The organism is bacterium (genome assembly GCA_008933615.1).
GTDB lineage: Bacteria > CLD3 > CLD3 > SB21 > SB21 > SB21.
Map to the genome: position 1 here is coordinate 73,061 of WBUR01000012.1, position 12,648 is coordinate 85,708.

Annotated in this window: 10 protein-coding genes; 7 read left to right on the forward strand and 3 right to left on the reverse strand. The window is 45.7% G+C overall.

The annotated features are described in order from the left end of the window. Positions 1 to 212: 212 nt before the first annotated feature. The 6 genes from F9K33_06255 to F9K33_06280 all read left to right on the forward strand — a co-directional run bounded on the left by F9K33_06255 (position 213) and on the right by F9K33_06280 (position 8,453). Entirely contained in the window at positions 213 to 4,625 is a 4,413-nt protein-coding gene (locus F9K33_06255) for a DEAD/DEAH box helicase (GenBank protein KAB2880256.1), read from the forward strand. Between the two features lie 142 nt (positions 4,626 to 4,767). Further along, positions 4,768 to 5,223: a hypothetical protein gene (locus tag F9K33_06260; GenBank protein ID KAB2880245.1), complete on the forward strand. Its 456-nt coding sequence runs from the start codon at positions 4,768 to 4,770 to the stop codon at positions 5,221 to 5,223. Positions 5,224 to 5,230: 7 nt separating this feature from the next. Further along, positions 5,231 to 5,722: an RNA polymerase sigma factor gene (locus F9K33_06265; GenBank protein ID KAB2880246.1), complete on the forward strand. Its 492-nt coding sequence runs from the start codon at positions 5,231 to 5,233 to the stop codon at positions 5,720 to 5,722. A gap of 1 nt (position 5,723) precedes the next feature. Further along, a complete protein-coding gene (locus F9K33_06270; protein ID KAB2880247.1) occupies positions 5,724 to 6,164 on the forward strand; it encodes a hypothetical protein in 441 nt (146 codons plus the stop codon). A gap of 8 nt (positions 6,165 to 6,172) precedes the next feature. After that, positions 6,173 to 7,495: a S41 family peptidase gene (locus F9K33_06275; GenBank protein KAB2880248.1), complete on the forward strand. Its 1,323-nt coding sequence runs from the start codon at positions 6,173 to 6,175 to the stop codon at positions 7,493 to 7,495. A gap of 49 nt (positions 7,496 to 7,544) precedes the next feature. Then, positions 7,545 to 8,453 carry a ThuA domain-containing protein gene (locus tag F9K33_06280; GenBank protein KAB2880249.1) on the forward strand — a complete coding sequence of 303 codons (909 nt, stop codon included), beginning with the start codon at positions 7,545 to 7,547 and terminating at the stop codon, positions 8,451 to 8,453. Positions 8,454 to 8,560: 107 nt separating this feature from the next. On the opposite strand, the gene F9K33_06285 is transcribed toward F9K33_06280, so the two are convergent. Beyond that, positions 8,561 to 10,588 (reverse strand): sodium-dependent phosphate transporter, encoded by a 2,028-nt coding sequence (locus F9K33_06285; protein ID KAB2880250.1) that lies wholly within the window; start codon positions 10,586 to 10,588, stop codon positions 8,561 to 8,563. 236 nt (positions 10,589 to 10,824) lie between these two features. After that, positions 10,825 to 11,400, reverse strand: coding sequence for a hypothetical protein (locus F9K33_06290; protein ID KAB2880251.1), 576 nt, complete (start codon positions 11,398 to 11,400; stop codon positions 10,825 to 10,827). A gap of 223 nt (positions 11,401 to 11,623) precedes the next feature. Here F9K33_06290 and F9K33_06295 point away from each other — a divergent pair, with 223 nt between their 5' ends. Next, positions 11,624 to 12,043, forward strand: coding sequence for a hypothetical protein (locus tag F9K33_06295; protein ID KAB2880252.1), 420 nt, complete (start codon positions 11,624 to 11,626; stop codon positions 12,041 to 12,043). 92 nt (positions 12,044 to 12,135) lie between these two features. Here F9K33_06295 and F9K33_06300 read toward each other — a convergent pair whose 3' ends face one another. After that, entirely contained in the window at positions 12,136 to 12,606 is a 471-nt protein-coding gene (locus tag F9K33_06300; GenBank protein ID KAB2880253.1) for a DUF4920 domain-containing protein, read from the reverse strand. Positions 12,607 to 12,648 lie beyond the last annotated feature (42 nt).

Sequence of the window (12,648 nt, forward strand, 5' to 3'; positions counted from 1 at the left end):
TACTACGTAGCATTCAAGTGAATGTTCGGGAAATTTTTTTCATGTATTGAACCTCTCGCCATTCTGAAAGAATTTGTTTTAGATTGAGAGCCTTACTGTATAAAGAAAAGATTCTTAGTAGAATGACGTCGGCCTGGGTTTAGGTAAGAAGTTTTCTTTATTCATTGAAAAATCCATGACATTTTATAGATTAAACCATGCCTCCCGAACAAATGTCACATACGTTTCATCCTTCTGTAGAGAATTGGTTCATCAAGGAATTCTCGCTGCCGACAGAAATTCAAAGACGCGCCTGGCCGGCCATCCAGCAAAAACAAAACACGCTTATTGCAGCGCCAACCGGTTCAGGTAAAACGCTTGCCGCGTTTCTGGCGGCTATAAATGATCTGGTTCAGCGAGGTTTAGAGGGATCGTTATTAGCGCAAACGCAAATTGTGTACATTTCCCCGCTTAAAGCGCTCAGCAATGATATTGAAAAAAATCTTCAACGTCCGCTGGCCGGAATCGAAGAGGAATTAAACCTACTCGGACTTCCTCAAGTGCCGGTCCGTGTGCTGGTCAGAACGGGCGATACTCCCGCAAGCGCGCGTACCGCCATGACAAAAAACCCTCCGCACATACTGGTCACAACCCCGGAATCCTTATTTCTTTTGGTTACGAGCGATGGCGGGCGCAGCATGTTATCCAACGTCCACACGGTCATCGTTGACGAAATTCACGCGCTGGTCCGCGACAAACGCGGATCGCATCTTTCTCTGACGCTGGAGCGGCTGGAGACGTTAACAAAAAATAAGCCGGTACGCATCGGCATTTCTGCCACACAAAAACCGATCGAGGAGATCGCGAGGTTTTTGGTAGGTAATGGTCACACAGAGCATGGTCGAAGTGTGACAAAGAGCGAGACACCTCTCACCCTTCAACAGGCTCAGGGTGACGACATAAACTGCACCATCATCGACACGGGTCACAAACGCAAACTCGACCTGTCCATTGAAGTTCCCGGATCGCCGTTGTCCGCCGTGATGCCCAATGAAGTGTGGCTGGAAATCTACGAACGTTTGGTCGAATTGATCCGGGAACACCGAACGACATTGATCTTTGTGAATACGCGCCGTTTAGCGGAACGTATCGCTCATACGTTGACAGAACGCCTCGGTCCTGATGCCATCACCGCGCATCACGGCAGCATGTCCAAAGAACATCGGCTGCAGGCCGAACAGCGGCTTAAATCCGGTTCTCTGCGCGCGCTTGTGGCTACCGCCTCGCTGGAACTCGGAATAGATATAGGTTCCGTTGATCTCGTTTGCCAGATCGCATCGCCTAAATCTATTGCAACCTTTCTTCAACGCGTAGGCCGCTCCGGACACACGGTCACCGGCACGCCGAAAGGAAAGCTGTTTCCGCTGACGAGAGACGAACTCGTTGAATGCGCGGCCATATTTGACGCAGTGCGGCGGGGCGAACTGGACCGAATCATTATTCCGGAAAAACCAATCGATATTCTGGCGCAACAGATCATTGCCGAAGTTGCCTGCGGCGAATATGCAGAAAAAGATTTGTACGAATTGGTTCGCCGCGCATATCCGTACCGGAATTTGAGTCGGCAGGAATTTGACGAAGTCATCACGATGCTCTCCGACGGATTTACGACAAGGCGGGGACGACGCGGCGCGTATCTATTCCACGACGTGGTAAACGAAACTCTTCGCGCGAGGAAAGGCGCAAGGCTTTCTGCGATCACATCCGGCGGCGCCATACCGGATTCATTCGATTACGAAGTACGGCTGGAACCGAGCAACACATTCATCGGCACGCTCAATGAAGATTTTGCGTTTGAGAGTTCCGCCGGCGATATTTTCCAGTTAGGCAATAATTCATGGAAAATTCTGCGTGTGGAAAATGGAGTCGTACGTGTTAGCGATGCCGGCTCGACGCCGCCGAACATTCCATTTTGGCTTGGCGAAGCGCCCGGACGAACGATGGAATTATCTTTCGCCGTGTCGCGCCTGCGGGAAGAAATATCTAACAGGCTGGATACAACGGAATTGGCCACGGCTTCCAACGAAGCTGATGCTGCGTGGAAACAACCGGCTTTACGTATGCTCACAGAGGACATAGGCGTTGAACGAAGCGCCGCCGATCAGATCGTGATGTATTTCGGCGCATCCAAAGCCGCACTTAACTGTTTACCCACACAGACAACCATTGTGCTCGAAAGATTTTTCGACCAGGCCGGAGATATGCATTTGATTATTCATTCTCCTTTCGGCAGCCGGATGAACCGCGCCTGGGGTCTTAGTTTACGAAAACGGTTTTGCAGAAAATTCAATTTTGAACTTCAGGCCGCGGCAACCGAAGACGCCATTGTATTGTCGCTCGGTTCTACACACAGTTTTCCTCTCGACGAAGTTTTTTCTTATCTCAATTCTAAAACCGTACGCGACATTTTAATTCAAGCGGTATTCGATTCTCCGATGTTCGAGTTGCGCTGGCGGTGGAATGCGACCAATTCGCTCGCTATGCTTCGGCGTCGAAACGGCAAGAGAGTTCCGGCGCAGCTTCAGCGAATGAATGCGCAGGATTTGGTCGCGCTGATTTTTCCGGATCAATTGGCCTGCCTTGAAAATATCGCCGGAGACCGAGAAATCCCCGACCACCCGCTGGTTCGCCAAACCATCAGTGACTGTCTGTTTGAAGCGATGGCTGTTGACGAACTGGAAACTTTGTTGAGAAAGATCGAAGATAAATCAATACAGCTTATTGCAAAAGATCTGCGGGAACCCTCTCCGTTGTCCGAAGAAATTCTCAATGCTCGCCCCTACGCATTTCTCGACGACGCCCCGCTGGAGGAACGCAGATCGCGCGCCGTTGCCAATCGTCGGTTTATCGATCCGTCGGACGCATCGGAACTCGGCAAACTCGATATCGCCGCTATCCGGACCGTTCAATCCGAAGCATGGCCTGATGCGGAAAATAAGGACGAATTGCATGATGCGTTAGTTCTGCTGGGATTCATGACGGGGTCTGAAATAAACAAAAATCCGGATTGGAAAACATATTTCGATGAGTTGGCTGCGCATGGACGCGTTTCTGTATTGTACAATGAGAATAAAGTTCCGCTATGTATACCTGTAGAACGTCTCCCGCAATGGAAGGCTATTTTTCAATCGTTTGAATTGGCCCCGGAATTAATTCTACCCGAACGACTTGTAAATCAAGTGTGGACCGAGGAACGAGCGTTGACGGAAATAGTCCGCGGCCGGCTCGAGGGCCTCGGACCCGTAACGGCAACCGACATTGCCCGGTCATCAGGTATGGAACTTTCTTCCATCGAGGCGGCCTTACTCGCGCTGGAAAATGAAGGGTTTGTTTTTAGAGGACACTTTACTTCAGAGACTGCTGAAACCGAGTGGTGCGAACGGCGGCTTTTGGCGCGCATTCACCGCTACACACTGGATAAACTGCGGAAGGAGATTGAACCCGTTTCTGCCGCTGATTTTATGCGTTTCTTGTTTTCATGGCAGCATCTGGATCCGTCCGAAAAATTAGAAGGCCCGGAAGCCTTGCAGGTTGTGCTCCGGCAGCTTGAAGGATTCGAAGCGCCGGCCGCGGCGTGGGAATCCGATATTTTAACGGCGCGTATTGCCGATTATGATCATCATTGGTTAGATATGTCTTGCCTTTCGGGGATAACTTCCTGGGGACGTTTTCGAATTCAGAAAACTTCCGGCAAAAGTCCTGTGAAGTCTACGCCGATTATGCTGGTGCAGAGAACAAACGTTTCTTTTTGGAAGCAGTTTCACTTATCGGAAAATGATACGAATCTTTCTCTTCCAGCGTCACAGATCATTGAATTTCTAAAACAACGCGGTGCCTCTTTTTTTCACGATCTTGTTGAAAAAACAGGTTTGTTAAAATCGCAGGCGGAAGACGCTGTTGGCGAATTAGTTGCCGCCGGGTTAATCGTTTCTGATAGTTTTGCCGGTTTACGCGCGCTGCTCGTTCCCGCCAAATACAAACTTGCAGGTACTAAAACGCGTGGACGCAAGCAGGCCCCTTTTACCATGGATCAGGCCGGGCGGTGGACTTTATTACATGAAGTTCATACCGAAGAAAAACAAATACCGGATTCGGAGGTGCTTGAAATAACGGCCAGGATATTGCTAAAACGCTACGGCGTGATGTTCCGTAAACTCGCCGATCGCGAATCTGTGGCGCCGCCGTGGAGGGAATTGGTCAGAGTGTACCGCAAACTCGAAGCGCGCGGCGAGATTCGCGGCGGCCGGTTTGTCGAAGGCGTTTGGGGGGAACAGTTTGCGCTTCCCGAAGCATTAACCAAGTTGCGATCTACACGTAAGGAGGAAAAATCCGGAAAACTTATTTCCATCAGCGCGGCCGATCCGCTCAATTTACAGGGCATTCTGACGCCCGGGAAAAAAGTTTCCGCATTTTTGGGTAATCGAATTCTCTATCGTGACGGCGAACCCTGCGCCGTACACGAAAGCGGCGAAAACATTTTTCTTGTTCATGCCGACGACAGTGAAAAATGGAAATGGCAAAACGCGCTGATCCGCCGAACAATCTCGCCTCTACTTCGTCCCTATCTCGGTAAGGGAATTGCGTAATCGTTTCGAAAACATGTGAACCTCTCGCAACCAAATCCAAAAAATATCCTTTTATAAATCTTTTAGCCGGAGTGATGAAATTGTTAACCTTTTAAACGATTCATACGTCTTATGTATAGTTGCATAGACAAACGGAGGTCCTATGGATGAAGAAATTTTGTTGTTTCCCGCTTTAATGCTGCTCGGCGCATGGGTCTTGTGGCTTTGGTGGAAAAGATACCAAGCTGACCAGGCTGAACGGCTGAAACGATTGGAGATCCAGCATGACCTTGTGAAAAAATTTTCTGCCAGCAGCGAATTTATTGATTTTGTTCAAAGCGAGCGGGGAAAACAGGTTTTTATTCATACGGAATCAAAGCCTCAAATGAAAATAATACGATTTTTGACTGCAGCGGTTATGCTGATCCTTATCGGCGTCGTAATGCTGATCAACGGGTATTCCTATCGATTTGAAACAGACTCTAATTATGTAACCAAAGCTCAGGACCTATATTACTGGGGAAGCCTGGCCATCGCCATCGGATTGGGATTTTTGATCAACGCGGCCATAACCCTGCGCTTAGCGAAAAAATGGAATTTATTTAAAGACCGCGAGTAATCCGCGCATGGAGGAAACGGAATTCAAACTCTTTTACGAGACCCATGCAAAACCGCTTTGGTCTTATGTGTATCGTCTTACCAAAGACGAGGCATTAACCGATGATATTATCCAGGAGAGCTTTATCCGATTTTTGAATCGCGAGTTGTCTTTTCTGACTGAATCACAAAAAAAGTCTTATGTATACCAAACGGCGACAAATATTTTTAAAGATCATTGGAGGAAAAATAAGAGAATGATTTCATGGGAAGATACAGGCGATACTCTGGAAAGTGAGACCGTCAACACAGCGGACAAAGTGGATTTCGAGCGGGCATTTGACCAACTGCCTCCACAATACCAATCGCTCTTGTGGCTGGCCTATGCGGAAGATTACCGTCATGAAGAAATTGCCGATATTCTGAAAATAAAAACGCATAGCGTGAAAGTTCTGCTTTTCAGGGCAAAAAAACGAATGAGCGATATTATGAAGGAATTTGGAATTACGGGAGGAATATAGAGTGATAACTTGCGAGCATGAATCTGAAACCCGTCAGGCGATGACCGATGGTCATTGGAGTGATACGTTGCGGCAACACTCGATAGGGTGTGAGTCTTGCCGTTTAACCATCGGCCTTTATCCGGCAATAAAAAATTTGTCCAAGAAAACGGATATAAAAGCCTCGCCTCCTTACTACAGGTGGATATTAGTTCAGGCTGAAATGCAAAAGGAGAAGGCGCGACGTGAACTGTTGCGGCGCATTTCCATAATCGCCGTCAGCGGAACCGTTGCCGTCTGTATTCTTATCGTTACGGGAATATATTATGCCCAGGGTTATTCACCGGCTACCGCTATAAGTCATATTACAAGGTTCGATTTTCCAATCATCGGAATCCTGACCGCTTTATGGATCATTTCGGAATTTCAATTACGGACGTTTTTTAATCTCAAATCAGAATAGGAGTTCTTTTGAAAATCTCAAAAACATTCATTTTCGTTTTATTTTCTGTTGTCACGTTTAACCAATGTACTGCTCAAGACCCGGCTTCAAAAATCAGCGCATCTGACAAGAGGGTTGTGATAAATACGATTGTGTCCTTACTCAAGGAAAACTACGTTTTTGAAGAAAAGGCGGATGCAGTGGAAAAAGAGCTGAATATGAAATTCACTACCAACCAATACGATCGGCATGAAACGATTAACTCATTTGGGGATCAGCTCAATATGGATCTTTCAAATATTTTGAATGACAAGCATGTGCAAATTTATTTTAGCCCGAAGATAGTCCGGCGATTACGAAATGAATCCAAAGGCAATAAGGATCAAGCGCCGGATGAGCCGTTTGTCGCCATGCTAAAAAATGAAAACTTCAGAATGAGAAAGGTGGAAATTCTGCATGGAAATATCGGATATTTTAAAATTGACAATTTCGTAGAATTGAAATACTGCAAGGAAACTTTAACCGGCGCCATGAATTTTATCTCTAATTCTTCGGCTATTGTTCTGGATCTTTCGGATTGCGGAGGAGGCCCGTCTGAAACGATGGATTTTATCTTAAGTTATTTTTTACCTGAATCAACGAAGATCGGTGAACTTAAGTTTAGAAAGAATAATGAGGTTAAGGAATATTATACGGTAAAAGACCCGAGTATTAAGAAGTTAACCGATATGCCTTTATATATTCTGGTAAGCAATAATACGGCTTCGGCTGCGGAAGGCCTTGCCGCTTGTTTGCAGGAGTATAAAAGAGCAGTTGTCATCGGCGGTCAGACAAAAGGTTTAGGAAACCCCGGCGAGCTTTTTGTTATAAATGATGTGTTGTACATGTTTATCACGACTGCCGTAAGCGGAACGGCCATAAGCGGCAAAAATTTTAACGGCATAGGTGTAACACCTGATATAAACGCGGCCGCACCGGGTTCATTCAATTTCAATAAGGCAATGACCGATGTATGTCAATCATTATCAAAAAAAGCTAAAGAGAAAAAATTAAAAAACGCTTCTAAATGGCTCTTGTTTGAATACGAATCGTTGGCATATCCCGACATTGCAGACAACGGATACCTGCAATCTATTCTTGGTACTTACCAAGACGGTGCAAAGATACTTTCGGAAAACGGAAGTATTTATTATTTCAATGGCAGCAGTAAAAGAAAGTTGACCTACATGAGCAAAAGCACTTTTTCGGTTGAAGGCAGAAAGGACTATAGAGTTTTTTTTCCTAAAGATTTTAATGAAATGAAAATCTTATGGTTTGATGACACAGAAGACGTGATCAAAAGAATAGATTGATTCACAATTATTGACCCCTTTTTTTAACAAGTACAATGCGAAAAATATTATGAAAAAAATATTATACCTAACCCTTCTATTAACGGCATGCAACAGCGACCAGAAAGCCGACTTGGCCTACGACACATCGGTCGCAAACCCGGCTTACACGGCCTTGCATCCAAAAGTGCTGTTTGATGAAGCGCATAATAATTTCCACACGGCTGACGGGCGCTACAGACCTTTTGCTAACCTGATCCGAAACGACGGTTATATCGTTGAACAAAATAAAAAACAATTTACTAAAGAATCCTTAGCCGGTTATTCCGTTTTAGTGATCTCGAATGCAAAAGGAAAAGTTGAAAAATATTTGTCGGCGTTTGATGAGGAAGAATGCGATGCCGTTCGCGACTGGGTAGAAAATGGAGGTTCCTTATTGCTTATCGCCGATCATTATCCGATGGGATCGGCAGCGCAGCCTTTGGCAACAAGATTTGGCGTGACGATGGGAAACGGATCGGTGGAAGATTCCCTGCACTTTGAGGGGTCGCCGCAGTGGAAGGATCAATTGGCGTTCAGCCGCGCCAACAAGTTGCTGAAGTCCCACCCGATAACCGAAGGCAGAAATTCTTCAGAACAGATCCGGAAAGTGGTCGTCTTCACGGGTCAATCGCTAAAGGGGACGGCTGACGCGCAAGTGCTTTTGGAATTGAGTTCATCGGCGATGGAAACGATACCGGATTCAATATGGAAAGCTGATGGTAAAACCTATACACGATTTCAAGGCCCTTACCCCATTCAAGGCAAATGTATGGGGCTGGCAATAAATTTCGGAAAAGGCCGCGTGGTAGTTCTGGGGGAAGCCGCGTGCATGACAGCACAAATAGACGACACCGGGAAATTCGGAATGAATGTTCCGGGAAACGACAACCGCCAGTTTGCGCTAAACGTGATGCACTGGTTGTCAGGACTTTATTAAATAAGTTTCACCCAGGGTTTTAAAAATTTCCCGCAGATACCGCTGATTTGCGCAGATAAAAGTTTCCGCGTGAATTTGCGAAATCTGTGGGAAATCGATCGTAACAGTTAAAACTGAAACTGCTCCACGATCTCGTGCGACATTTTCACATTGAATGAATCGATGCGTTTGAGTATCGCCAGAAGATCCAGATGCGAATTGCTGGAATTCAAAGTATCTTCTCCGCCTTTCGCCATACGCATCATATGCGCTGCGCGAAGTCTAACTTCCTGTTCTGAAATCGAATGCTTTGTATCAATAATTTCTTGCGCCACTAATTTATCTTCTTTCATTAATGCATCCAACGTTTTATCTAAACGCCCTTTTATCAGCGTATAGAACTGGTTCAGATCGCTCTCGCCTTCCGGAGAGAACTTCCATTTATTATCAACAAATCGTTCCGATTGCTCTGCAAGGGCAAGTCCGATTCGTTCGCTGATATGCCGCAGATCGTCGATGGTCAAAAGCACGCGCATGAGCTGCTTGGACTGCGATAAACTGATACTCTTCTGAGAAAGCCTTGTCAGATAGCGCCGGATCGCGTTCTCCAGCATATTTGCGTTTTTCAGGAGTTCACGAACTTTAGCAAGTCGTTCTTCGTTATCCGGTTTGTATAAATTCAGCACTTCACCATACATTTGTTTAACCAAATCAACGAGACGGCCTTCCTCCAGTTGAGCTTGCTGTAGCGCAATATCAGGAGTCTCCAGATAAGCATTGTTCAGATACTTCGGTTTGAATTCCTCGCCTTCCGCTTTTTCAGGAATCAGTTTCGTGATCAGTTTTGCCGTTAGCGGAACAAATGAAATAAGAAGTGCGGCCGTCATTAGATTGAATATCATGTGGCCGTTTGCGATTTGGCGCGGAACGGAATCTGAGCCCATCCACCGGGTTACGTCGACGGCCATGGCCTCAAACGGAATGAGGAATGGCGTAAATATCACAACGCCTATAATACTGAACATCGTATGCGCTACCGCCGTCCGTCTGCCGTTCGTTGACGCACCAATAGCCGACAATATCGGCGTCACGCACGTTCCGATATTTGCGCCAAACACCAGCGGCATGGCCGACTGCAGGCTAAGCAATCCTTCGCTCGCCAGCACCACGCATAAACCGATCGTGGCGCCGCTGCTTTGAATGACGGCCGTAAATAATGTGGACGCGAGTATACCCAGCAACGGACTTTTTCCAAATTCAATCAACCACGCGATAAATGCCGGCATGGATTTAAGCGGCCCTATCGCCTGAGACATCACCGCCATACCGAAAAATATAAAGCCAAAACCGAGAATTATTTCGCCGAGATAAATATAAAATTTTCGTTTGGTCATGATGGTGATCAGAAAGCCGCCGCCGACCAGTAGTAGCGCGTAGTCCGACACATTGAATGCGATCAGCTGAACCGTAATCGTCGTTCCTATATGCGCGCCCATCAGCACGCCGATCGCCTGCTGCAACGTCATGAGCGCGGTGCTCACTAATCCGACGACCATGACGGAGGTCGCTGAGCTGCTTTGCACTATCGCCGTAACCACTATACCCACAAGCAGTCCGAGAAAACGGTTGCTTGTCAATGCGCTGAGAATGCCGCGCAGGCGGTCACCGGCAATTTTCTGCAATCCGCCGGATCCGAGTCCCATACCGTATAGAAAAATACCGAGGCCTCCGAACAAACCGATCGCCAGAAAAAGCCACCACATAGTACGTTGCGCCCGCACCACCACGTGCGGCGTATCTCCGGTCATTTTTGCTGTGCGGGCAATAATTATGTAATCGCCGGCTGCATCGCCAAGCGTAAAGGAATTCTCTGCAATGCCCTGCGAATCGGTTTCAACTGCTTTTAAAGCAAGTTTATCTCCTTTCGCTTTGCCCGGTTTTTCGATAAGTTCGAATGTTACAAGCGCTCCGGAAACCGGTTTACCTTGATCGTCCGTTACCTGAAAGCGGATCGGCGCGCCAAGATCGGAACCGGCCAACCCCACAAACAATTTCTGTCCCGGCTGATAAGATATATTTTTCATTATATGCACTTCCTGAGCGTAGGCCGTTATAGGAAGGCAAACCAACATCAAACACAGCATGAACTTTTTCATATTCCGCTCCTCAAATAAAAAAGGCGCATGCTGAACATACGCCTTTGGTAAAATATTAAACTATAAGAAAACAGACTGATTATGTAAAACGAGATCGGACATGTGACAATCCAAAAGGTAAGACAAGTGATCCGATAATGCCGTTAATCTCTTTAAAAATTTACCTATTTACAACTGTTTTTTTGTAACTGGAACTGCTTGCTTTACAGCAATGTCCATGCGTCGGAAGTTACTGGTTAAAAATAACGGTAAAGCAAGAGAAACGCGATTGGGATCGCAAAACCAATCAACGTCAGAATTGCTCCCCGTCCTTTGATACCCTGTTTTCCTTTTAATATAAACAAACCTGAGATCGACAGAAAAATAAGGAACAAGGCAAATACATCAGATACCCATGTCCACATTTTTTTTGCGTGATTTAGGTGCAGATAATTCATATCAAAAAGTAAATCGCGTTCTTGAATTCGTTCCTCAATTATGACTCCGGTTTGGCTATTATACGTCAATGTACTGCCGTCAAAGAAAATCTTAAGTTCATTCGGATTGGGACGAAAACTATTTTTAACCGGCACTGTGAGACTAACGTGTTTCAGAACATGCGCTACCATGTCATCCTGACCCTGAACATCAACCGCCGGAATCTTGTATTCAACTCTTGAAACATCGTAGTTTGGATTCCAATCCTGCATGTGATTGACCGCAATCCCGGATATGGCAAAGATCAAAGTAAAACCGACCGTCAAATAGCCTATATCGCGATGCAAGGAACGGTTTAATTTATATAATGCTAAGTTAGATTTTCTGTTTTCCATTTGTTTATCCTGATATTTATTATATTAGCAACAGTGACTTCATTATTGCGCATTAACGTGCCTATCAAGGATTGGTTTTTTCCTCTACGCAGAAAACGCACACCGGTATAGTTCTCATAACTGACATCCTTAATTACTTTAAACACATTGACTTTACAGCATTGTCAGCCTATCTTACAAAAATCAATGTCCTGACATTTTAATGTAACACGAGGAGAAGACTATGAAATTGCGATCATTATTTCGCAGTTCGTTTTTTATTATTTCCTGTGCATTATTATTAATTTCCTGTCCGGAAGATTCGAAAAAGGACTCATTACCTGGCAGCCAATGGATATTGGTAACATTCGATGAAGACACTGTGGGGTATATAGAATACGTCGAATTCACCAGCGACCAGGTAAATTTTTATGAGGATGAGGAAACTTGCTGGTATTATTATTTTGATACCTATGAAATCGACGGCGACATGCTTGTTCTCGATGGCGGCGAATATTCAGTGGAATTTCACCTGGATGGCAACCAACTCCGCATTATTAACGGCAGCTATGAATGGGTTTACAAAACGGCTAGTTTTGACCCCGACGATTTTAACCTATGTGAAGCCGCCAAGCGATCAGCTAAATGGAATTTTTCGAAATAAAACATCTCTTACAAATTGCAATGCATAAAAGCTTTCCGGGTTAATCCGGAAAGCTTATTTAATATATAACTAAACTGCCTCACCATCTATTTTTAACGAATTACTGCGCCTGTGCCCCGGATCTGATAAATCGTAACCGGGCCGGTCACACTTGCCGGGTCGAAAGCGCCGCCTTTTTCTTCCGCCTGATGCTCATAATATTTCAGCGCGTTTTCTTTGGAAAGTTCTATCGACTCGACAACGCCTTCCACTCTCGCTGTCTTACCTTTTGCCGTTACCGGAAAAATAATCACCCCGTCTTCCACTTTAATTTTTATTTTCTGAAATTCCGCATCGCTCGCCAGTTCCATCCAGCAGCCGCGTTTAGAACAAACGTCTACGATCTTTCCTTCTACCAGAACCGTCTTGCCGAGATATTGCGGCATATTTTCCATTAGAACTGAGATTTTAACGTTTTCTTTTAACGTCAGCTCTTTACCAAATTTTTCACCTTCCGGTGCTTTGGCGCAGCCGACGCAGAGCCACGAGCCCAGAAACAATGCGCATAGAGAATTCATTTTCATATCGGCACCTCTTTTTAATGTTACACTGAAGGTATATTAAAT

Coding starts and splice junctions, on each gene's coding strand:
- F9K33_06255 (KAB2880256.1), top strand. CDS start 213: ATGTCACATACGTTTCATCCTTCTGTAGAGAATTGGTTCATCAAGGAA.
- F9K33_06260 (KAB2880245.1), top strand. CDS start 4,768: ATGGATGAAGAAATTTTGTTGTTTCCCGCTTTAATGCTGCTCGGCGCA.
- F9K33_06265 (KAB2880246.1), top strand. CDS start 5,231: ATGGAGGAAACGGAATTCAAACTCTTTTACGAGACCCATGCAAAACCG.
- F9K33_06280 (KAB2880249.1), top strand. CDS start 7,545: ATGAAAAAAATATTATACCTAACCCTTCTATTAACGGCATGCAACAGC.
- F9K33_06285 (KAB2880250.1), bottom strand. CDS start 10,588: ATGAAAAAGTTCATGCTGTGTTTGATGTTGGTTTGCCTTCCTATAACG.
- F9K33_06290 (KAB2880251.1), bottom strand. CDS start 11,400: ATGGAAAACAGAAAATCTAACTTAGCATTATATAAATTAAACCGTTCC.
- F9K33_06295 (KAB2880252.1), top strand. CDS start 11,624: ATGAAATTGCGATCATTATTTCGCAGTTCGTTTTTTATTATTTCCTGT.
- F9K33_06300 (KAB2880253.1), bottom strand. CDS start 12,606: ATGAAAATGAATTCTCTATGCGCATTGTTTCTGGGCTCGTGGCTCTGC.